The organism is Campylobacter sp. VBCF_06 NA8 (genome assembly GCF_027737825.1).
In the GTDB taxonomy this organism is placed as follows: domain Bacteria; phylum Campylobacterota; class Campylobacteria; order Campylobacterales; family Campylobacteraceae; genus Campylobacter_B.
In genome coordinates this window covers 1-21,465 of sequence record NZ_JAOVUB010000007.1, presented here as the reverse complement: position 1 = coordinate 21,465, position 21,465 = coordinate 1, and the positions used below count along the sequence as shown (strand labels likewise).

The 21,465-nt window shown below is 42.0% G+C and carries 21 protein-coding genes; 19 read left to right on the top strand and 2 right to left on the bottom strand.

Annotation, left to right across the window (positions count from 1 at the left end):
* From mog to tgt, 8 genes are all read left to right on the top strand, one after another.
* The gene (mog, locus tag OFO10_RS07865; protein WP_270866765.1) at positions 1-531 is read left to right on the top strand and encodes a molybdopterin adenylyltransferase; all 531 of its coding nucleotides are present in this window, start codon (positions 1-3) and stop codon (positions 529-531) included.
* Between the two features lie 2 nt (positions 532-533).
* Positions 534-851, top strand: coding sequence for an HMA2 domain-containing protein (locus OFO10_RS07860; protein WP_270866764.1), 318 nt, complete (start codon positions 534-536; stop codon positions 849-851).
* Positions 852-1,069: 218 nt separating this feature from the next.
* On the top strand, positions 1,070-1,432 hold the full coding sequence (locus OFO10_RS07855; RefSeq protein ID WP_270866763.1) for a hypothetical protein: 363 nt from the start codon (positions 1,070-1,072) through the stop codon (positions 1,430-1,432).
* Positions 1,433-1,441: 9 nt separating this feature from the next.
* Complete coding sequence (locus OFO10_RS07850; RefSeq protein ID WP_270866762.1) at positions 1,442-1,741, top strand: Cys/Met metabolism pyridoxal-phosphate-dependent enzyme; 300 nt, start codon at positions 1,442-1,444, stop codon at positions 1,739-1,741.
* Entirely contained in the window at positions 1,738-2,106 is a 369-nt protein-coding gene (locus OFO10_RS07845; RefSeq protein ID WP_270866761.1) for a YtxH domain-containing protein, read from the top strand. The genes OFO10_RS07850 and OFO10_RS07845 overlap by 4 nt, the downstream gene beginning before the upstream one ends.
* The gene (locus tag OFO10_RS07840) at positions 2,096-4,270 is read left to right on the top strand and encodes a heavy metal translocating P-type ATPase (RefSeq protein ID WP_270866760.1); all 2,175 of its coding nucleotides are present in this window, start codon (positions 2,096-2,098) and stop codon (positions 4,268-4,270) included. Before OFO10_RS07845 ends, OFO10_RS07840 begins: the two co-directional genes overlap by 11 nt.
* The gene (locus OFO10_RS07835; protein WP_270862364.1) at positions 4,260-4,556 is read left to right on the top strand and encodes a hypothetical protein; all 297 of its coding nucleotides are present in this window, start codon (positions 4,260-4,262) and stop codon (positions 4,554-4,556) included. Before OFO10_RS07840 ends, OFO10_RS07835 begins: the two co-directional genes overlap by 11 nt.
* Positions 4,546-5,703, top strand: coding sequence for a tRNA guanosine(34) transglycosylase Tgt (gene tgt, locus OFO10_RS07830; protein WP_270866759.1), 1,158 nt, complete (start codon positions 4,546-4,548; stop codon positions 5,701-5,703). The genes OFO10_RS07835 and tgt overlap by 11 nt, the downstream gene beginning before the upstream one ends.
* A 5-nt stretch (positions 5,704-5,708) precedes the next feature.
* On the opposite strand, the gene OFO10_RS07825 is transcribed toward tgt, so the two are convergent.
* Entirely contained in the window at positions 5,709-6,611 is a 903-nt protein-coding gene (locus OFO10_RS07825) for a hypothetical protein (RefSeq protein ID WP_270866758.1), read from the bottom strand.
* Between the two features lie 65 nt (positions 6,612-6,676).
* Positions 6,677-8,500, bottom strand: a complete 1,824-nt coding sequence (gene glmS, locus OFO10_RS07820; RefSeq protein ID WP_270866757.1) for a glutamine--fructose-6-phosphate transaminase (isomerizing) — start codon at positions 8,498-8,500, stop codon at positions 6,677-6,679.
* A 134-nt stretch (positions 8,501-8,634) separates the two neighbouring features.
* Between glmS and mqnE the strand changes: the two genes are divergently transcribed.
* From mqnE to OFO10_RS07765, 11 genes are all read left to right on the top strand, one after another.
* Positions 8,635-9,723: an aminofutalosine synthase MqnE gene (gene mqnE / locus OFO10_RS07815; protein WP_270866756.1), complete on the top strand. Its 1,089-nt coding sequence runs from the start codon at positions 8,635-8,637 to the stop codon at positions 9,721-9,723.
* 2 nt (positions 9,724-9,725) lie between these two features.
* Positions 9,726-10,946, top strand: coding sequence for a potassium/proton antiporter (locus tag OFO10_RS07810; RefSeq protein WP_270866755.1), 1,221 nt, complete (start codon positions 9,726-9,728; stop codon positions 10,944-10,946).
* Positions 10,930-12,225 carry an NCS2 family permease gene (locus OFO10_RS07805; RefSeq protein WP_270866754.1) on the top strand — a complete coding sequence of 432 codons (1,296 nt, stop codon included), beginning with the start codon at positions 10,930-10,932 and terminating at the stop codon, positions 12,223-12,225. Before OFO10_RS07810 ends, OFO10_RS07805 begins: the two co-directional genes overlap by 17 nt.
* A 12-nt stretch (positions 12,226-12,237) precedes the next feature.
* Complete coding sequence (locus OFO10_RS07800; RefSeq protein WP_270859160.1) at positions 12,238-12,687, top strand: phosphoribosyltransferase; 450 nt, start codon at positions 12,238-12,240, stop codon at positions 12,685-12,687.
* Between the two features lie 23 nt (positions 12,688-12,710).
* Positions 12,711-13,865, top strand: a complete 1,155-nt coding sequence (locus OFO10_RS07795) for an MFS transporter (protein ID WP_270866753.1) — start codon at positions 12,711-12,713, stop codon at positions 13,863-13,865.
* Entirely contained in the window at positions 13,843-15,051 is a 1,209-nt protein-coding gene (locus OFO10_RS07790; RefSeq protein WP_270866752.1) for a hypothetical protein, read from the top strand. The genes OFO10_RS07795 and OFO10_RS07790 overlap by 23 nt, the downstream gene beginning before the upstream one ends.
* 25 nt (positions 15,052-15,076) lie before the next feature.
* Entirely contained in the window at positions 15,077-15,772 is a 696-nt protein-coding gene (locus OFO10_RS07785; protein WP_270866751.1) for a type II secretion system protein, read from the top strand.
* A gap of 24 nt (positions 15,773-15,796) precedes the next feature.
* Entirely contained in the window at positions 15,797-17,692 is a 1,896-nt protein-coding gene (gene metG, locus OFO10_RS07780; protein WP_270866750.1) for a methionine--tRNA ligase, read from the top strand.
* An 81-nt stretch (positions 17,693-17,773) separates the two neighbouring features.
* Positions 17,774-18,763, top strand: a complete 990-nt coding sequence (locus tag OFO10_RS07775; RefSeq protein WP_270862374.1) for a hypothetical protein — start codon at positions 17,774-17,776, stop codon at positions 18,761-18,763.
* Positions 18,764-18,778: 15 nt separating this feature from the next.
* Positions 18,779-20,623, top strand: coding sequence for a menaquinone biosynthesis decarboxylase (locus tag OFO10_RS07770; RefSeq protein ID WP_270866749.1), 1,845 nt, complete (start codon positions 18,779-18,781; stop codon positions 20,621-20,623).
* A 15-nt stretch (positions 20,624-20,638) separates the two neighbouring features.
* Positions 20,639-21,313, top strand: coding sequence for a methionine ABC transporter permease (locus tag OFO10_RS07765; protein WP_270859153.1), 675 nt, complete (start codon positions 20,639-20,641; stop codon positions 21,311-21,313).
* Positions 21,314-21,465: the final 152 nt, after the last annotated feature.

Below are 21,465 nucleotides of genomic sequence, written 5' to 3'. Positions count from 1 at the left end.
ATGCAAAAAAAGGTAAAAATAGGAATTTTAACCATTAGCGACCGCGCTTCAAGCGGGGTTTATGAAGACCTTGGCGGCCCAGAGATAAAGCGCATAATGAGCGAGTGGATAGAGGGCGAGGTGGAATTTGACTACCGCATAATCGCCGATGAGCGCGCGCTAATTGAGGGTAGTTTGCGAGAAATGTGTGGTAATGGGTGCGACGCTGTATTTACCACAGGCGGCACAGGTCCAGCCCTGCGCGATGTCACGCCAGAAGCTACCGAGGCAGTGTGTGAAAAAATGCTACCAGGTTTTGGCGAGTTAATGCGCGCTGTGAGCCTAAAATATGTCCCAACCGCCATTTTATCGAGGCAAACGGCCGGTATTTACAAAAACTCTCTTATCGTAAATTTGCCGGGTAATCCAAAGGCGATTTTGCAGTGTTTAGAGCCGATTTTCCCGGCGATTCCATACTGCATAGATTTAATCGGTGGCGCTTATATCGAGGTAAGCGATAAAATCACGGCCTTTCGCCCAAAAAAGAAGTAAAAATGCAAATTGAGAAAAACGATATTTTAAATTTCGCCAAATATTTTACCAAAATCGCTCACACAAGGGGGCGTTTGCGAATTCGTGTAAGCCCCAAGATTAGGGAGATTAGCGGGGTTAGCGAGGCGGAATTAAAGGCGAAAATCGCTAGTATTAGCGGGATAAAAGAGTATAAATTTAACCCGCTAATTGGCTCTTTAACGATCTTTTACGACAGCGAAATTTTTAAGCCCCAGCTGTGGGAGGAATTTTTGTCTGGGCAGATTTCGACTGAGTTAATTTCGCTTTTAAATTCTAAGGCTAATGATATTTGCTCTTAAAATTTTCATAATTAAATGAAAATCGTTTTTATAAATTCAGCTAATTTTATACAAAAATATTCTATTATTTCACACAAAAAATTTGATAAATTTATCGTTTAAAACGCCTTGAAAATTTGATTTTAAGGCGTTTTTGCGTAAAATCAAATTTTACTTTTTCTAATTATGATAGCAAAAATCATAAGTATGTAAATTTCAAAATTTTAAAAGGAGAAATTATGCCGATTAGATTTTTTTTAGGTTTAGTTTTTGGTGGGGCTGGTGTCTATGCGCTCACAAATCGCAAAAAAATCGCACAAGGTCTTAGCGAGCTTGCTAAAAGCGAGGGCGCAAAAAAGCTAAAAGATAAGGTAAAAAGTGCGAGCGATGGCGTCAAAACCACGCTAAATAGGGCAGGCGATGAGATTAGCGAGAAATTTAAAAACGCAAAAGGCGAGCTAGAAAAAACTGCTGGTGAGCCAAAAAAATCCGCGAGTAAAAAAAGCGCCGAAAAACCAGCGAAAAAACCGCGCGCGAAAAAATCAACCACCCCTAAACCACGCGCCAAACGCGCAGAGGGCGCGACTGAGACGCAAATTTAAGGTTAGGGTATGAATACCAAACTAACTCTATCTCGCTCGCCAATCGATAATGCCCTAAGTGGCGCGCTAGCTGGGGCGATTGCTGGGGCTGCGAGCGAGATTGCAAATGTCAAAAAAGGCAAAAACAAAAAGCAGGCCATGTATGATGGGCTAAATTCGGCGCTTCGTGGAGGTATCATCGCAGGTGGGGCGATTTATAGCGCAAACAAACTAGTCCAGGGCGAGTATTTGGGGGCGCTTGTGGGCGCAGTTTTGGCGACATGCGCGCTAGAAATGAGCGAAAATTTAATCACAAAGGAAGAAAAATGAGCAAAAAAAAGATTTCTAAAAAAGAGTTAAAACAAATTTTAAAATATTGTGAAAATAGCGCAAACGGCGAGCTTGGCGAGCTATCAAAATGGATAAATAGCACACTTGGTGGCAAAAAATCCAAAAACCTTTCAAATTTTGCCGGGCTAAATCAATTAGGCAAAAGCAAATTTTTTAAGAAAAATTCATTTTTAAATGGCGCAATTTTGGGCGCTGCGGTTGTGTATTTTTTCACTAACGAAAATGCGCAAACAAACCTTTTTAAATTTATCGCAAAGGGCTCGGAGCTCTTTGAAATGGGGATTGAGGAGATGAAGGAGCGTTTTTTGGACGCAAAAGCGCAAATGAGCGAAAATGAAATTTGAGATAAAACACGAGTGTGCGGGGCGAATCAGGCTTAAAATTTGCGCTTTTAAAAATTTAAATGAGGGCGAATTTTTAAAAGAAATTTCAAAATTTGGCGGTGTTAAAGAGTGCAGATTTAACGCTAAAATCGGCGCTTTGGTTATAAATTATGACAAAAATTTTACTAGGTTAGCTTTCAAAAATACTGCCCGCAAAGCCAAGGGCGAGAGTGAGGGCTCCCGCAAGAGCGCAAACTCTCGCAAGAGCGCAAATACTAGCACTCGCGACGAGCTGATAAAATACCTAGCGAATTTAGACTTAGCCAAATTTAAGCGCGCTAAAAAGCGCGAACGCTCACATGCCCCTAGCAAAAACGCTTTGATTGTCTCAGCCGCTGCGCTTGGGGCGAATTTTTTCTTTCGAAATTCGGCGTTTGTGCGACTTTTTAGCTTGATTGCTTGTTTGCCGTTGCTTAAAGAGGGGGCAAAAGAGAGCCTGGCGCATGGATTAACTTCTAAAACGCTTGAAGCTTTGGCTGTGGGGATTTCCTTTGGCAGGGCCGATACTTTCGCGGCAAATAGCACAAATACAATGCTAGCCCTTGGCGAGTATATGGAAGAAAGCACCGTTTATAAAAGCGATGATTTGATAAAAGAGCTAGCCAAACCTGATATTAGCGAGGCGTGGGTTGAGGTAGAGCAAAACGGCGAAAAAATTGAGATGAAAATCCCAGCCAAAGAGCTTAAAACAGGCGATATCGTCGTGGTAAGATCTGGCGATATCATCGGCGTAGATGGCCATATTTTAAGCGGAGAAGCCCTTATCAATCAATCATCCATGACAGGCGAAGCCTTGCCAGCGCGCAAAAGCAGGGGCGATATGGTGCTTAGTGGGACGATAGTCGCTGAGGGGGCGATTAGGATTTATGCCCAAAGTGTGGGCGATGAAACATCTGCGCACAGTATCAAAAAATACATCGCAAATGCACTCAAAGAGCGCTCGCAAATCGGCGCGCGTGCGATGAGGCTGGGCGATAAGCTAGTGCCTATTACCTTTGGGCTAGCTGGGGTTTCGTATCTGATAAATCGAAATTTCACTAGCGTTGCCTCTGTTTTGCAGGCTGATTATTCCTGTGCGCTCAAACTCCCAACGCCAGTTGCCTTTAAATCTAGCATTTCAAAGGCCGGCAAGGCTGGAATTCTCATAAAAGGGGCGAAAGCCTTAGAGAGCCTTGGAGCTAGCGATACCTTTGTCTTCGACAAAACAGGCACGCTCACACACGGGAATTTAGAGGTCGTAAAAATCATATCCTTTGATAAAAATTTCAGCGATAAAGACATTTTAAATTTGACAGCGAGCGCAGAGGAGCACTATTTCCACCCAGTCGCCCAGGCTATCGTTGAAGCAGCTAAAAAGCGAGGATTTATCCATGTCAGCCACGATGAGGTCGAATTCGTCGTAGCGCACGGGGTGAAAACAAACATAGAGGGCAAAATTTTAATCATTGGCTCGAAGCATTTTTTACAAGATGATGAGATGATAGATTTCTCGCCGTTTAAAAAACGGATTGAAAATTTAGAAAATCGCGGTCTTTCGCTACTTTTCATCGCATTTGACGGCAAGCTTTTGGGCGTGATTGGACTGCGTGATAGACTTCGTGATAATGCTAAATTTGTGATTTCCCAGCTTCGCAAAATAGGGGTCAAACAAATCATAATGCTAAGTGGCGATGTGAAGCAAAAAGCCGATGAAGTGGCGCGCGAGTTGGGGCTTGACGCGGCGTATGGGGAGCTTTTGCCGACGCAAAAAACCGAGATTATCAAAGATTTGCAATCGCGCGGGCATAAGGTTACATTTATAGGCGACGGCATAAACGACGCTCCTAGCCTAATGGCGGCAGATGTGGGGATAGGTATGCCTAGCTCAGCGCACATCGCAAAGGCAAGCGCGCAAATTTTGCTTTTGAAAAACGATATCGAGGGCGTGGCGAAAATCAAAGCCGCAGCAGATGATACACTAAGGCTGATTAGGCGGAATTTTAACGCCACCGTTGGGGTAAATTCGGCGATTTTGCTTTTGGCTACGCTTGGGATTTTAAGCCCGATATCCACGGCGATTTTGCATAATGGCACGACGATTGCTCTGCTTTTAAATTCGATAAAAGGGGCTAAATTTGAAAAGTAAGGATAAAATTTTGGATTTGCAATTTCAGCGAAAACTAGCCAAAAATAGCCTTGCAGTGAGTATGGGAATCTGCGCGTTTAGCGGGTTTAAAAAGGGTAAGGCATGGCGCAAAATTCATAAAATAAGCGGAATTAGTATGCTTGGCTTTGCGATTTGGCACGCAAGTCTGTATGGCACGAGATACAGCGAGTATTTAAGCGGACGCAAAAATTTCAAAAACTCTAAAAAAGGCAAAAACTTTGGTAAAATAGCGCAAAATTTACCAAAGGAAAATAATGAAATTTAAAATAGACGCAAAAGACGGCGCAGCGCGCGCCTGCACCCTAGAAATGGCGCACGGCGTGGTGCAAACGCCGATTTTTATGCCTGTTGGCACAGTGGGTGCTATCAAAGGCCTAGACGCGCACGATGCGAGCGAAATACTAGGCGCAAAGATAATTCTAGCAAACACCTATCACATGTATCTAAGACCAGGAGCTGGGGTCGTAGAAGAGTTTGGTGGGTTGCATGGATTTAGCAAATTTGGCGGAAATTTTCTAACAGATAGTGGCGGTTTTCAGGCATTTTCACTGCGTGCAAATACCAAAAACGACGAAAACGGCATAAAATTTAAAAGCCATATTGACGGAAGCACACATTATTTCACACCCCGCTCTGTGATACAGACGCAATACGCGCTAAATTCGGACATTATGATGATTTTAGATGATTTGGTCGATTTGCCACGCAATCCAAACGAGCTTGAAAGCGAGGCTAAAATCAGACTTAAAAAGCGCATTGATTTGAGCGTGAAACGCACGATAAAATGGGCAAAGGAAGCGGTGGAATTTCACTGCGAAAATAAATCGCGCGGATCTCACACTCACCAAAATATCTTTGGCATTATCCAAGGCGGCACGGATTATGAGGCGCGAAAAGAGTGCGCGCTCGCACTTTGCGAAATGGGCTTCGACGGGCTTGCAATCGGCGGATTGAGCGTAGGCGAGACAAACGAGCTAATGTATGATACGGTCGAGGGGGTAATGCCTTTTATTGATGAAAACAGACCGCGCTATTTAATGGGCGTGGGCACGCCGGAGGATTTGGTCGAAAATGTCGCGCGTGGCGTGGATATGTTTGATTGCGTAATGCCTACGCGAAATGCGCGCAATGGCACGATATTTACAAGCAGGGGCAAATTTAGCATTAAAAACGCCTGTTTCGTCCATGACCATGGACCACTTGATGATGAGTGCGATTGCTACACTTGCAAAAACTTTTCGCGCGGGTATTTAAACCACCTATTTCGCGCGCACGAGCTGACATTTTACCGCCTAGCAAGTATTCATAATCTGCATTATTATCTAAATTTAGTAAAACAAATGCGTGAAGCGATAATGCGGGGTGAATTTGCTAAATTTAGGCTAAATTTTTACGCCAAAAGAGCCAAATAAAACGCCTAAACAAGGCGTTTTATCAGCAAAAACGAAAGTATATAAAGTGGCGCGATAACCGCACATATTGCGACATGCTGCCACCAAATCAAATCAGGGTTAATAAAGCCAAAAAATCTGTTTAGCACATTTGCGCTAAATACAGCCACGAAATCCACAATCAGGGCTAAAATAAAGAGTTTGACCCCCGTTTTTTTGCTAAGATAAAAAAATGCCTTGGCTTTGTAAAAATATCCGCAAAAGCCTAGCACACCTAGCGCGCACAGCACGCCAAGGCCGTATTTTTGCAGGCCAAAGAAATTTTCCATTTCTGCAAGTGCGACAATCAAAGCTAGGATAAAAAATAGATTAAATGAGTTGATTTGGCGTTTGGCGTATAGATCGTGCGTGGCGACTGCAAGGCCGTTAAATGCGAAATTTAGTGGGATTAGATAGGCTAGAAGCCAGATAAAAACTATGGCTAAATCTACGCAAATCCCAACCGAAGCTGAACTTATAAAGTCCAAATTTCCGCTATTAACGAGCAAAAACGAGATGATTTTGATTTCGCCTTTGAAAAATATTAGCGCAGAAGCAAATATTAGTGGCAAAATGCACGAGAGAATTCCGTGTTTGCGTATGAAATTTGAATAAATTTTGCTCTCTAAATTTTCGTTTTGTTTAGGCTCGATTTCGACGAATTCGAAATTTACCTCTTTTTTGAGAAATGAAGTCTCGTCCTGTGGCTCTGGGCTTATGCCGTCTTTTATGTATTTGATAAAAACTGCCTTGTCTTTTTCAGCGATGAAGCTTACAAAATCGCCGATTTTTAAATTTTCGTCGTGGAAATCAAAGGTAGAGTAGCTGTATCTTTTGCCGTCGTCGCCTAAGATTACAGATTTGTTTAGAATTTGTCCTGCAAGTTTCATAAAAACCCCGTGAAAGTGAAATTTCACGGAATTTTATAAATTTAAAGTAAATAAATATTTAAAATTTATTCTACGGTTACACTTTTTGCCAAATTTCGTGGCATATCCACATCGTTGCCAAGGCGGACTGAAATTTCAAGCGCCAAAAGCTGTAAAATTATCATCATTTCGAAAAATTCAGCCATTGGGCTGGTTTGTTCGCTGGTTTTGATAAAATCGTCTGCTAGGTCAAATTCTTTTGGGCTAATCGCTAAAATATATGAATCCCTAGCGGCAAGTTCTTCGACATTGCTTTTGGTTTTCTCATACAGCAGGGATTGTGGCATTAGCGCGATTGTGAAAAGGTGTTCGTCTGCTAGCGCTATTGGGCCGTGTTTCATCTCGCCACTTGGGTATCCCTCAGCGTGGAGGTAGCTGATTTCTTTTAGTTTGAGCGCACCCTCTAATGCTAGCGGATAGAAAATATCCCGCCCGATAAAGAAAAATCCATGCCCGTGCAAATAGTGCTTGCTAAGGCGGTAAATTCGCTCTTGTAGGCGCGGATTTATTTTTAAAATTTGAGGAATTTTAAGCATTGTTGAAATTTGTTCGTTTTGCTCGTCTGTGCCGATAGTTTTGCGCAATCTTGCTGCATAGACGCTTAGCATCCATAGCACCATGACCTGCGTAGCAAAAGCCTTTGTGCTTGCTACGCCCTTTTCGATACCGGCGCGAGTTAGGATTACACTGCCTGCTAAGCGCACGATTGAGCTGTTATTGACATTGCAGATTGCTAGGGTTTTTAATCCTGCTTCTTTGGCGATTTTTAGGGCTTCTAGGGTGTCGGCTGTCTCGCCACTTTGGCTAATTACGATAAAAAGCGCGTTTGGGTTTAAAAACGGCTCTTTATAGCGAAATTCGCTAGCGATTTCGATTTTGGTGCGAATTTTGGCTAGTCTTTCAAAAAGATACGCGCTAACTAGCGCAGCATGGTAGCTCGTGCCACACGCACAAATCATAATTTCATCTACACCCTCAAACAAATCAGGCGAAATTTCATCAAATTTAATATCCCCAGCCTTTATCACGCGCCCCATCATGGTCTCTGTGATGACTTGGGATTGCTCGTAAATCTCTTTTTCCATGAAAAATCTATAACCCTCTTTTTGTGCGTAGCCCTTGTCTTTCGGAAGTTCGCCGTAGTTTGGAGAGATTTTTTTGCCGTTTTGATATACGCTGATTTCATCGCTATTAGCCACGCCATACACGCCGTCATCTAGGTAGGTAACATTGCTAGCTAGTCCGATTAATGGCGCATCTGATGAGCTAAACAAAACTTCACCGCTCTCGCCAAATCCCACGATTAGTGGGGCTGCGTTTTTGGCGAAAAATATCTTCCCTGGCGCTGCTTTTGTGATCAAAAGTGTCGCATAAGCCCCATGCAAGCGCGCAATCGTAGCCTCGTAAGCCTTAAATGCGTCGGCGTGAATTTTATAGTATTTTTCAAACAAATGCACGATGACCTCAGTGTCTGTTTGGCTCAAAAACACCACACCCTCGCTACTAAGCTCATCTTTTAGCTCTTGGTAATTCTCAATAATTCCATTATGCACGACAAAACTAAATTCGCCAAAATGCGGGTGAGCGTTTAGCTCGGTCGGCTTGCCATGAGTCGCCCACCTAGTATGCCCGATCGATACTCCAAAACACTCGCTGCTAAAATCAGCCATTTTTTCATCTAAATTTTTTAGTTTTCCAACAGCCTTAAAATATGTAATATTCGCATTTTCCTTGCCCTCCATAATAGCGATTCCAGCGCTATCATAGCCTCTGTATTCCAGCTCTCTTAGACCATTTAGGACGATATTTTTTTTCTCTTTATTTCCGATATATCCTACGATTCCGCACATTTTTAAATTTTATTCCTTTCAGCAAAATTCGCAAAATTATAGTAATTTTTCGTAAATCGTTAGAAAATTTTTAAAAAATTAGCTAGATTAAATTTTAAAACTATATAATTACGATTTAAATTTTAGGAAGTTTTATGGAAATATTAAAAAAATTAGAAAATAATGAAAGATTAAATTTCGATGAAGCGACCAAATTGTGGGACTTAGACCTTTTCGACCTAGCTAAATTTGCAAACGCAATCCGCGAGCAAAAAAACGGCAAAAAGGTGTTTTTCAACTCAAATCGTCATATAAATCCTTCAAATTTGTGCGCTGATACCTGTAAATTTTGCGCTTTTTCGGCTCATCGCAAAAACGAGAAGCAATCTTACACAATGAGCAAAGATGAAATTTTGGGCATTGTGGCTGATACTGTGGAGAGAGGCACCAAAGAGGTGCATATCGTAAGCTCGCATAATCCAAATTTAAAGCCTGAGTGGTTTTTTGATTTATTTAGCTCGATAAAAGCCAAATTTCCAAATTTGCATATCAAAGCAATGACCGCAGCCGAGGTGGATTTTTTCAAGAGAAAATGGAAAATGCCTTACGAAGAAACTTTGCAAAATATGATTGCTAGTGGCGTGGATAGCATGCCTGGTGGCGGTGCTGAGATATTTGATGAGGGCGTTAGAGAGCAGATTTGCAAAGGAAAGGTAAGCTCGAAAAATTGGCTTGAAATTCACCGAATTTGGCACAGACTTGGTCGCCAAAGCAATGCAACCATGCTTTTTGGCCATATCGAAAATTTTGCTCACCGCACAGACCACATTTTGCGAATTCGCGCGTTGCAAGAGCAATCCCTAAAAAACGGAAATGGCGGTGGATTTAACGCATTTATCCCGCTTGTGTATCAAAGAGAAAATAACTATTTGCAGACGCCTAAGGCTATGGGTTCGGCTGAGGTTTTAAAAACAATCGCGATTGCTCGAATTTTGCTGGATAATGTTACGCATATCAAGGCGTATTGGGCGACTTCGACGCTAAATTTAGCCTTAGTGGCGCAAGAATTCGGCGCAGATGATATCGACGGCACGATAGAGAACGAAAGTATCCAAAGCAGCGCAGGCGCGCAGAGCAAAAAGGGTGTGAATAAAAAAGATTTTATCGATTTAATTCAAACTGCCGGATTAATCCCAGTCGAGCGCGATAGTTTGTATAACGAACTTCAAATTTATGCGAGTTAAAAATGGAAATTTTACTAAGTAGCCTGAATTTATATATCATCGGTATCGGTGTTATACTTTTTATCAGTGTTTATGCTAGTAAAATTTCAGAAAAAATCGGGCTTCCGCTTCTGCTTGTGTTTTTGGGTTTTGGTATGCTACTTGGTAGTGAGGGCATTGTGGGCATCGAATTTGACAATCCGCATTTGGCACAAGCTGTGGGGACAATCGCTCTTGTTTTCATACTTTATAGTGGCGGATTAAATACCAAATTTGAACACATTAAAAGCGTTATGGTAAGCGGGGTTTTGCTTGCGACCATTGGTGTTTTGCTGACTGCTTTGATAATGGCGGTTTTTATACATTTGGTTTTGGGTTTTGCGCCACTTCACGCACTTTTACTTGGCTCGATTATATCTTCGACGGACGCAGCGGCTGTGTTTATGATTTTGCGAAGCCAAAAAATCAAGCTCAAAAATGGCTTAAATGAACTTTTGGAGCTAGAAAGCGGCAGCAACGACCCTATGGCGATTTTTTTGACAATCGCTATTTTAAATTTGATAGTTTTAGCCCAAGATACAACGATAGAAAAAATGCTAATGCACTTTTTCTTGCAGTTTGCAGTGGGCGGAGTTTTGGGCATTGCGTTTGGGTATTTGTTCCCTAGAATTTGCATAAATTTACGCCTTATGCAAACAGGACTTTACCCGCTAATTAGCATTGCGTGGCTACTTATAATGTTTGGGCTAAGCTCGCATTTGGGCGGTAATGGATATTTAAGCGTCTATATGGCTGGGGTTTTGGCGAACAAATACGCATTTCCAAACAAAGAAAATATCATAGCATTTCACGAAGTGATTGCGTGGATGATGCAAATCGTCGTATTTTTGACCCTTGGGCTTTTGGTTTTTCCATCAGACCTGCCTCAAATCGCGCACAATGCGATTATTTTGTCGCTGGTTTTGATTTTTATAGCTAGGCCAGCTAGCGTTTTTATCTCACTTATCAAAAGCAAATATTCCAAATTTGAAAAATTTTATATTTCGTGGGTAGGGCTAAGGGGTGCAGTTCCTATCATACTTGCGACATATCCTTATGTTTATCATTTAGAGGAATCTCATATTATTTTTAATATCGTTTTCTTTATGGTTTTAATCTCGGTTTTAATCCAAGGAACGACTATAAATTTTGCAGCAAAAAAACTAAATATCACTGAAAAGGACGGCGATGACTTCGTTATTTAAGTTAGAAGAGAACAAAACTTCTATCAAGCAAGAGTTGAATGCGGGAATTACCACATTTTTGGCTATGATTTACATAGTGCCTGTAAATGCTATCATTATGAGCCAAACAGGCATGCCATACGAGGCGCTAGTTACTGCAACTGCGCTAATTACGATATTAGCGACGCTTTTTAATGGCTTTTTTGCAAATACGCCTGTCGCACTTAGTGTGGGTATGGGCTTAAATGCGTATTTTACATTTGGGCTTTGTATGGGGGCACAAATTCCATGGCAAACAGCCCTTGGAATCGTGTTTTTGAGCGGATTTTTATTTACTGTTCTTTCATTTACAAATTTCCGAATTTGGGTTATCAAATCAATTCCGCTTGATTTGCGTCGCGCCATAAGTGCCGGTATTGGCGCATTTATCTGCTTTATCGGACTTAAACAAATGGGCATTATCGTAGCCGATCAAGCTACCCTTGTCGCTCTTGGCAATTTGCGCGATCCACTTGTTTTGCTTGGTCTTGGCGGACTTACTATCATGATTTTGCTTTTTGTTTTGCAGGTAAAAGCTTCGTTTATTTTGGCGATTTTGATTACCTCTGTGATTGCATGGGTGTTTGGGATCTCGCCTAAACCAGAGGGTATCGTCTCACTTCCTGCTTCAATCTCGCCGATTTTTGGACAGCTTGATATCATGGGCGCGCTAAAACTCGCGTTTTTGCCATTTATCATCACATTTTTTGTAACTCACCTTTTCGATAGTATTGGCACGCTAACTGGTGTCGGAAATAGGGCGAAAATTTTTAGCGACGAAGATCCTGAGGGTATGAAAAAACTAGCGCGAAATTTAACTGCCGACGCTGTTGGCTCAGTAGGTGGCGCGATAGTGGGCACTAGCACGGTTACAGCCTTTGCAGAAAGCGCAAGTGGTGTCGAGGCTGGTGGTCGCACTGGTCTAACTGCTGTATTTGCGGCGGTTTGCTTTATTTTGACGCTATTTATGCTTCCGCTTTTTAAAGCGATTCCAAGCAACGCGATTTATCCTGTGCTAGTAATGGTTGGAATTTTGATGTTTAGCGAGCTTGGCAAGCTTGATTACAGCGATATTGGAATTTTAATTCCGGCGTTTTTTATCGTTATGCTTATGCCTTTTACATATTCGATTACAAATGGTCTAAGCTTCGGATTTATTAGCTATTTGCTTGTGCGCTTGGTGCAAAGAAGGTTTAGCGATATAAATTTGGGCGTTTTGGTGCTAGCAGGAATTAGCGCGCTGGTATTTATTTTGCATTAATAAGGAGAAAATATGAAATTTTACAGCTTCGAAGAACTTGATAAAGATAGCAGAATCATCGCCAAGCAGGTGCGCGATAGCTTCGCGCCTGACGCGATTGTAGCGATTGCGCGTGGCGGGCTGACATTTGGTCATGCGCTAGCAAACGCCCTTGATATGAGGACGATTTTTTCGATCAACTCAATCCACTACGCAGATACGCAAAAGCTCGATACAATCGATGTTTTCAATATCCCTGATTTGGAACTTTATAAAAGAATTTTGCTAGTCGATGATATCATCGATAGTGGCGATAGTATGGTCGAAATCAAGCGTGTTTTGGAGGAAAAATACCCTAATGCCGAGATTAAAACGGCGGTGATTTTTTACAAAAGCAAGGCACTAATCCAGCCTGATTTTAAAATCAAAGAGACCGATGAGTGGATTAACTTTTTCTGGGAAAATTACAAAATAGAAGAGTAAATTTTAAAATTTAGAAGTGGGCTGTGAAGAATTTTAATTTTTTGATTTTATATTTTTGTGCGGTTTTAGCAATGTGCATTATGTATGCGCCACAGCCTCTGCAACCGCATTTCGAGCAAATTTTAGAAATTTCAAAATTTAAAGCCTCGCTTTTTACCACTGCGATTTTAGCCCCGCTTGCATTTGCTTCGATAATTTATGGCTATATTTTAGAAAAAGTTTCGATTAAAAATGTCCTAGTGGGGGTGTTTTTTGTATTTGGCGCGAGCGAAATTTGCTTTGCTTTGGCGGATAGTTATGAAATTTTGCTTACTATTCGCATAATCCAAGGCTTCATCGTCCCAGCGACTCTGACTGGGATAATGAGCTACATCTCCCAAAGCGCAAACAAACAAAACCTAGCCAGCGCAATCGGCGCGTATGTGGGTATGACGATAGCTGGGGGATTTATTGGGCGATTTTTGAGCGGATTTTTTACCGATTTGTTTGGGTGGAGATTTTTCTTTTTTGTGCTTGGAGTGCTTGCATTTGGCGTGAGCGCGCTACTTTATAAAATTTTGCCTGTGATTAAAATCAGCCTTGTAAAGCCTAAAATTCGCAACATAGTCCAAATTCTCTCAATTCCGCGAAATATCTATATTTTTTGCGCGATTTTTGGCATGTGCTTTGTCTTTCAAGCTACGCTAAATGTTTTGCCATTTGAGCTAAAAAGGCTTCTTGGCGAATTTAACGGCTCGAAAATCGGCTTTATGTATTTTGGCTATATCGTGGGAGTTTTTATTTCCTTTAATGTCGCGCGCATTGCAAATTTTTGCAAGGGTCCGACAAATGCGATTATGATAGGGTTTTTGATATATTTCATCGCGCTTTTGCTTTTGCATGTGGAGAGCTTCGGCGTGATTTTTGGTTCGATGATAGTGTTTTATTTCGGCTCGTTTATGGCGCACTCGGTCGCCACTGCGCATGTCAATAAAAAGGCCACCGCTCACAAGGGTATTACAAACGGCCTTTACATTAGCTTTTATTATTGTGGCGGGGCTTTGGGAAGTTTCGTGCCGGGGTTTTTGTATGATAGCTTTGGCTGGGGAGCCTTTTTAAGCGCGCTTTGCGTGGTGGTTATGGCGTCGATATTTTTTATATGGAAACTAAAACGATATGAGCTTAGAAAAATTCATTAAAAACGAAATTTTAATCCTAGCGATTTTGTTTTGTGCTGACGCGCTTTTTTTGATTTACGCCATATCAAATTTAAGCATAAGCTACTACGAGGCTGAAATTTTTTATAACCAAAACAGCCTAACTTCGCTCATAGCAAATGTTTCGTGCAAAATTTTCTCTCAAAATGATTACGCGCTAAGGGCGCCTTTTTTGATTTTGCATTTCATAAACTGCGCCTTGATTTATAAAATTTCAAAATTTACCCTAAAACGCAGATTTGATAGACTTGTCGCAACTGCGCTATTTATGGGGCTTCCTGCTTCGATGAGTAGCGCGATTTTGCTAAATCCAGCCGGCATTATTATCTTTGCTACGCTTTTGGCATACTATTTTGCCAAAACCAAAAACTGGGGCGCGTTAATCGCTGTTTTGGTGCTTAGCGCCTTTATTGATAGGGCGTTTTTTATGCTTTATATCGGTTTTGGAATTTGGGCTTTGAGATCTGGGAAGCGAGAAATTTTCGTGCTAAATTTGGCGCTTTTTGTATTTAGCATAATCTTTTACGATATCGACACGCAGGGCAAACCGCGCGGGTATTTCCTAGACGCTCTTGGCGTATTTGCAGGGGCGTTTTCGCCTTTTGTTTTTTTGTTTTTTGTCTATGCGATTTATCGAATTTGGATTAAAGAAAACAAAGATTTGCTCTGGTATATCGCTACTAGTGCGTTTTGTTTGGCGCTAATTTTTTCGCTTAGACAGCGTGTGGCTATGGAGATGATGCTTCCATACTGCGTGATTGCGACGCCACTAATCGTGCGGGTCGTGTTTAATTCATACAGAGTAAGGCTCCCTAGATTTCGCTCTTTTCACAAATTTGCGCTTGGCGTGAGTTTGTTTAGCTTAGTTTTTAGCTATTTTTCTGTGATTTTTAGTGACGCGATGTATGTGGTGTTTTTCAAAAATCGCCCTAGCAAACATTTCATTTATAAATTTGATGTGGCAAAAAATTTAGCCAATGAGTTAAAAAAGCGCGGGGTTGCAAGCGCGCTTTGCGATGATGAGCAAATGCAGCTACGGCTTAAATTTTATGGTATAAACAAAGGTTTTGACGCCATAATAGAGGAAAAAAATGAAAGAAATTTTGATCAAAGTATTGATATTTATAAACTAGGCGTTCAAATTGCGAAATTTTATGTTAAAATATAGCGAATTTTTATGAAAGGTAAAAATTATGAGAAAAGGTTTCACATTAATTGAACTTATTTTTATTGTAGTTATAGTTGGGATACTTGCAGCGGTTGCAGTTCCCCAAACAGAGCGAAATGCCCTAGTCGAAGCGAGCGATCAGCTCGTATCACACATACGCTATACGCAACAATTAGCGATGTATGATAATAAATTTGACGCAAATGATGTTAATTGGTATCAAAGAGCATGGAGAATTCAGTTTCATAACGCTGCCAAGGCCGGTCATGCTACTGGGTGGAGATACACCATTTTTACAGATACTTCTGCTGCTGCTGCTGATGGTAAATTGTCTGGTAATCCAAATTGTGGTGGTCCAGATTTTGTTTGTGTCGCCAGAGATCCACAAAATCCATCTAGACTTCTAACCTCTGGTTTTGCAGATCAAGCTTTTAACAACAGAGGTGATTTGATGAATAATAAGTTAAATTTACAAGGCAAATATGGCATTACAAATATCGCTTTTGCTGGCGGGTGTGCTGGCGTGCAGACAATTTCGTTTGATCATATCGGACGCCCAATGGGTGCATTACAAGCTTCTGCTACGCCGTATGATAGAGTGTTTGTCGAGGATTGTAATGTAACACTTACAAATGACGCTGGCGATAGCTCTGTCATCACCATACGCCCAGAAACTGGCTATGTTTCATATCAGCTAAGTGGCGCAGATATCAGCCAATAATATAAACCAAACCCAAGGAAAAAGATGAAAAAATACATACTAACGCCTATTTATTATGTCAATGATGTCCCGCATATCGGGCATGCTTATACTACGATTATCTGCGATACTATGGCTAGATTTTATCGTTTGCAAGGGCATGAGGTTATCTTTAAAACCGGCACCGACGAACATGGTCAAAAAATCGAAGAAGCCGCTGCCAAACGGGGCAAAACACCGCAACAATACGCAGATGAAATCAGTGCGAAATTCAAAGAATTATGGGATAAATTCGAAATTTCTTACGATATGTATTCAAGGACGACAGATAAAAACCACGAAATAGGCGTGCAAAATGTATTTCGCAAAATGTATGAAAACGGCGATATTTACAAGGGCGAATACGAGGGGAATTACTGCGTTAGTTGCGAGAGTTTTTTCCCGTCAAATCAGCTAATAGACGGCGAATACTGCCCTGATTGTGGCAAAAAAACTAGAATTTTAAAAGAAGAAAGCTATTTTTTCAAACTTAGCGCTTATGGCGATAGGCTTTTGAAATGGTATGAGAGCGATAAGTGTATTTTGCCTTTGGGTAAGAAAAATGAGGTTATAAGCTTTGTAAAAAGTGGCTTAAAAGACCTTTCTATCACACGCACAGGCTTTGATTGGGGGATTAAAATTCCAAGCGAACTAAAAGATGATAAACATGTGATTTATGTCTGGTTAGACGCGTTGATGGATTATCTCACTTCCATAGGTTATGGTGTAGATGACGCTAAAATGGACTTTTGGGGCGACACGCTTCATATAGTCGGCAAGGATATTTTGAGATTTCACGCTGTGTATTGGCCGGCGTTTTTGATGAGCCTAAACTTGCCTATGCCACGCACTATCGCAGCGCACGGTTGGTGGACTAGGGACGGACGCAAAATGAGCAAAAGCTTAGGCAATGTCGTAAATCCTGCCGAGGTGGCTGACGCTTATGGTTTGGAGCAGTTTAGATACTTTTTGCTCCGTGAGGTGCCGTTTGGTCAAGACGGCGATTTTTCGCAAAAAGCTATCATTAGTCGCATAAATTCAGAACTTGCAAACGAACTTGGAAATTTATTAAACCGCATTATCGGTATGAGCGCGAAGTATTCGGCAAATATCATAAACTCCAAAGATGTCTTAAAATACTACACAGACGAGATAAATGAGGCAAATGCTTTGATAAGCTCGGCGATTGCTCAACTTGAAGAAGTCGCGACAAATCGCTATTTAGAGGAGCTTTGGAAGGCTCTTGCGCTGGCAAATGGCGCGATTGCAAAATACGAGCCGTGGAATTTGATAAAAAATGGCGAGAGCGAAAAGGCAAATGCGCTTGTGGCGCTTGTAGCCAATATTTTGGCAAAAGTTGCTGTGCTTTTAAGCCCTGCAATGCCAAAAACTGCGGATAAAATCGCCTTTGCGCTGGGATTTAAAATTTCAACTGAAATTTACGAAAAACTCTGCCTTCGTGGCGAGTTATTGGATTATAGCGCGAGTGCGTGCGAGCCGCTGTTTGCGAAGGTAGAAAGTGAGCTTATGAGCAGACCAGAGGCGCTAGCTGAGTCTAAAAAAGATGAAGCTAGCCAGGCGCAGATTAAAATCGATGATTTTGCAAAATGCGTGATTAAAGTAGGCAAGGTCTTGGAGTGCGAAAATATCGAGGGTAGCGATAAATTGCTAAGATTTATGATTGATTTAGGCGAGGAAGCTCCGCGCCAAATCATCAGCGGTATCGCTAAATTTTATAATCCAAAAGAACTAATTGGCAAACAAGTCTGCGTCCTAGCAAACCTAAAACCAGCCAAAATTTTCGGCCATATTAGCCAAGGTATGATTTTAAGCGCGGAAGACGGCAAACTTACGCTTCTTGGCACACATGGCGAAGTAAAAAACGGCGCGCGAGTAGGGTAGGTTTGTGCTGTTTATCTCCCAAATTTCGGCACAAATTTTGCTAAAATTTAGCGCGAATTTACGCATTTTGGCGATTAAACAATGACAAATTTAGCCAATCTAGTCCGCATTGTAAATGGAAAAATGCTAAACCGCCCGAGTGTTTCGGCGGTGGAGAGTTTTTCTATTTGTGCGCATAAAATTCACAAAAAAGCAGCCTTCATAGCGGTAAATGCGAGCGCAAAAGATGTCGAGACGGCTATTGCAAACGGCGCTTATGCTGTGATTTTTGATAGCGATTTTAAGGTTAGCAACGACGAGGTCGCCTTTATCAAGGTCGAAAATTTAAATGTCGCCTTGCTTAGAATGATTAAATTTTTAGGCGATATTTGGCGCCACCAATTCGTGCTAATTGATGAAATCCAAGCCTCGATTTTGCGCTTCATCAGCGTGCCAAAAAACCTGATTTTCGCCCCAAACACGCTTCACGAGCTTTTTATTCATCTAATCAGCCACGAGCAAAAGCACATTTATTTCACCAAAAATAGGGAGTTTTTACAGCTTTTGGAGATTAGCTATCAAAAAATCGAAAAAGATGAAAATTTAAGCGAAACTTACAGCGGGTCGATATTTTATTCGAGTTTTATTTATGATGAAATTTATTATTCAAATTTAGTTTTTCCGCAAATTTTCCTGCCCGATTTGTGTGGAATTTTGAAATTTTTGGGGCGCAAAAATATCGAATTTAGACTTCAAAATTTCAGCGCTCTAAGCCATTTTGAGCCGATTTTCGTGGATAAATTTTTAAATATCACCCCTTTTGGCGAGAGTTACCGCGCCTTTATCATCGAAAGCGATAAAGAGCTTTTTGTGCGCGCGGCGCAGTATTTGCGGGCTAAATTTAGGGATAAAATTTTAATTTGCGCGAGCTGGGACGATGAGTTTGGCGAAACCGCAATCGATTTTAGATTTTCAAAACTAGAAATCCTAAAAACAATCCCAGAGTTTCACTATGCCCTGATTTACGGCAACCGCGCCGATATAGTGAGTTTTTTGAGCCAAAAACCACGCGAGAAAAATCTGTTTTTTTAAATTTAGGAGGCGTGAATGAAAAGTGTAGAAAATATAGAAAATCTCATTACAAGCAATCCTTGGATTCACAAACTCCACAAGGCTGGGCTTTTGCGCATTATCGCTGAGCCTTGCGATATAGATTTAGAAATCGCTCATATCAGCTATATCGAGGTTAAAAAGCCAAATTCGCAAGCTCTGCTTTTTTTAAATCCGACAAATTCATCTGGGGCGAAATTTGCGCCGGTGCTGACAAATGTTTTTGGGAGTTTCGAGGCGCTAAATTTGATTTTAGGCCGTGAAGTAGAGGAAATCGCAGGCGAAATCGAAGCGCTTTTAAAGCCAAAAAAGCCAAAGAATTTTAAAGAAAAAATCGATTTTCTCTCGTATTTAGTATCGCTTCGCAAGGTTTTTACAAAAAGAAAAAAAGTGCGGGGCGAGTGTCAGGGGGTGGTGCATACTGGCGCGGATGTCGATTTGGGCGCGCTTCCTATCCTAAAAACTTGGAAAAACGACGGTGGAGCGTTTATCACTATGGGGCAGGTTTATACGAAAGATTTAAATGGCGATACCCAAAATTTGGGCATGTATCGCTTGCAAGTCTATGATAAAAACCGCCTTGGCATGCACTGGCAAATCCACAAAGACGGCGCGCATCTCTACCACGAATACGCGCGCGCTGGGCGCAAAATGCCAGTATCAGTGGCAATCGGTGGCGATCCGCTGTATATCTGGTGCGGTCAAGCGCCACTGCCAAAGGGCGTTTTCGAGCTTTTGCTTTATGGATTTATCCGCAAAGAGCCAGCCTGCCTAGTCAAATCTATCACAAACGATATTTATGTCCCGCATGACGCGGATTTCGTGATAGAGGGCTTCGTGGAGCCTGGCGAGATGTGCGATGAGGGGCCATTTGGCGATCATACGGGCTTTTATACGCCGATTTTGCCGTTTCCGGTGATGAGAGTGGAGGCTATCACGCACAAGACAAATCCGATTTTTGCCGCCACGGTCGTGGGCAAACCGCCACTAGAAGATAAATTTATGGGATACGCCACAGAGCGCATTTTCTTGCCACTTTTTCGCACGAGCGCGCCTGATTTGATTGATTATCGTATGCCTGAAAATGGGGTTTTCCATAACCTAATTTTGGCTAAATTTCACTCTCGCTACCCAGCGCACGCTAAACAGCTTATGCACGCATTTTGGGGTGTGGGGCAGATGAGCTTCGTAAAACACGCGATTTTTGTGGGTGAAGATGCGCCAAATTTGGGCGATTACAGGGCGCTAGCAAAATTTATCCTTGATAGGATTTCGCCTAGATCGCTCACATTTAGCGAGGGTGTGTGCGACCAGCTAGATCACGCTAGCCCAAATGCGTGCTTTGGCGGGAAGCTTGGTATTGATGTTTCGCAGCCTAGCGCGAGTCCTGCGCCACAGGTGCTTAGCGATGAGGATTTGTTGGAGAGCTTTCATAGTGTCAAAAAAGATGTAGTCTCCCTAGCGCAGCACTTTACCGAGTGCAAAAATCCCTTTGTGCTTGTGAATTTGAAAAAATCTTCGAGTGTGAGGGAGACCTTTGAACTGCTTTGCAAGGAAGCTGGGGCGAATTTTAAAATTTTGATTTTCACAGATGAGAAAAACAACCCAAACAACCTGTATATGAGCCTTTGGCGTGTGGTGAATAATATCGACGCTCTGCGCGATGTTTTTATAAATGGCGAGCATATCGGAATCGACGCTACTAGCAAGGGCGCACAGGACGGGTATGATAGGCAGTGGCCGGGCGAGACGCTGTGTTCGCGCGAAGTGCTAGAAACTCTGGTAGCTAGGGGGCTTATCGAGCGCGACGAAGAGTTTTGGCATAAATTTGAGATAGTTTAAATTTGGAGATTGGAAATGTTTGAGAGCATACAGGGATTTTTTAATTCACAGATTACTTCGCTTTTGTTAGAAGCGACGCGAGATACGCTGTATATGACCTTCGTATCGACATTTTTGGCGTTTTTGCTAGGTAGCGTGCTAGCTATCGTGCTGGTGCTCACGCGTGCTGGTGGGCTATACGAAAACCGCTCGCTATACGCGGTGCTTGATATCGTGGTGAATATCTTGCGAAGTTTTCCGTTTATTATCCTGCTAATCGTGCTGTTTCCATTTACGAAAATGCTCGTAGGCACGAGTATCGGCACCACGGCGGCGATCGTGCCTCTAACAATCGGCTCTGCGCCATTTATCGCGCGTCTAATCGAAAGTGCGCTAGTCGAGGTCGATCCCGGCGTAATCGAGGCCGCGAAGAGCTTCGGGGCGAGTAAGTCGCAGATAATCTTCCGCGTGATGTTCGTCGAGGCACTGCCTGCGATAATAAACGCTATTACGCTTACTTTGATTGTGATTATCGGATTTACGGCTATGGCTGGCACGGTCGGTGGCGGCGGACTTGGCGATGTGGCGATTAGGTATGGATTTCAGCGTTTTCGCCCAGACATTATGGCTTATACGGTCGTGATTTTGATAGTAGTCGTGCAGATTATCCAAAGCGTGGGAAATCTGCTATATAAAATCACGAAAAAATAGGGAAGTTGCGTTAAGTTTGCTTGTAGAATTTGAAATTGTGAATTTGAAATTGTGAATTTGAAATTGTGAATTTGAAATTGTGAATTTGAAATTGTGAATTTGAAATTGTGAATTTGAAATTGTGAATTTGAAATTGTGAATTTGAAATTGTG

Bases quoted from the DNA above. Each gene is read 5' to 3' on its own strand.
- mog (WP_270866765.1), top strand. From the start codon at position 1: ATGCAAAAAAAGGTAAAAATAGGAATTTTAACCATTAGCGACCGCGCT.
- OFO10_RS07860 (WP_270866764.1), top strand. From the start codon at position 534: ATGCAAATTGAGAAAAACGATATTTTAAATTTCGCCAAATATTTTACC.
- OFO10_RS07855 (WP_270866763.1), top strand. From the start codon at position 1,070: ATGCCGATTAGATTTTTTTTAGGTTTAGTTTTTGGTGGGGCTGGTGTC.
- OFO10_RS07850 (WP_270866762.1), top strand. From the start codon at position 1,442: ATGAATACCAAACTAACTCTATCTCGCTCGCCAATCGATAATGCCCTA.
- OFO10_RS07845 (WP_270866761.1), top strand. From the start codon at position 1,738: ATGAGCAAAAAAAAGATTTCTAAAAAAGAGTTAAAACAAATTTTAAAA.
- OFO10_RS07840 (WP_270866760.1), top strand. From the start codon at position 2,096: ATGAAATTTGAGATAAAACACGAGTGTGCGGGGCGAATCAGGCTTAAA.
- tgt (WP_270866759.1), top strand. From the start codon at position 4,546: ATGAAATTTAAAATAGACGCAAAAGACGGCGCAGCGCGCGCCTGCACC.
- OFO10_RS07825 (WP_270866758.1), bottom strand. From the start codon at position 6,611: ATGAAACTTGCAGGACAAATTCTAAACAAATCTGTAATCTTAGGCGAC.
- glmS (WP_270866757.1), bottom strand. From the start codon at position 8,500: ATGTGCGGAATCGTAGGATATATCGGAAATAAAGAGAAAAAAAATATC.
- mqnE (WP_270866756.1), top strand. From the start codon at position 8,635: ATGGAAATATTAAAAAAATTAGAAAATAATGAAAGATTAAATTTCGAT.
- OFO10_RS07810 (WP_270866755.1), top strand. From the start codon at position 9,726: ATGGAAATTTTACTAAGTAGCCTGAATTTATATATCATCGGTATCGGT.
- OFO10_RS07805 (WP_270866754.1), top strand. From the start codon at position 10,930: ATGACTTCGTTATTTAAGTTAGAAGAGAACAAAACTTCTATCAAGCAA.
- OFO10_RS07800 (WP_270859160.1), top strand. From the start codon at position 12,238: ATGAAATTTTACAGCTTCGAAGAACTTGATAAAGATAGCAGAATCATC.
- OFO10_RS07790 (WP_270866752.1), top strand. From the start codon at position 13,843: ATGAGCTTAGAAAAATTCATTAAAAACGAAATTTTAATCCTAGCGATT.
- OFO10_RS07785 (WP_270866751.1), top strand. From the start codon at position 15,077: ATGAGAAAAGGTTTCACATTAATTGAACTTATTTTTATTGTAGTTATA.
- metG (WP_270866750.1), top strand. From the start codon at position 15,797: ATGAAAAAATACATACTAACGCCTATTTATTATGTCAATGATGTCCCG.
- OFO10_RS07775 (WP_270862374.1), top strand. From the start codon at position 17,774: ATGACAAATTTAGCCAATCTAGTCCGCATTGTAAATGGAAAAATGCTA.
- OFO10_RS07770 (WP_270866749.1), top strand. From the start codon at position 18,779: ATGAAAAGTGTAGAAAATATAGAAAATCTCATTACAAGCAATCCTTGG.
- OFO10_RS07765 (WP_270859153.1), top strand. From the start codon at position 20,639: ATGTTTGAGAGCATACAGGGATTTTTTAATTCACAGATTACTTCGCTT.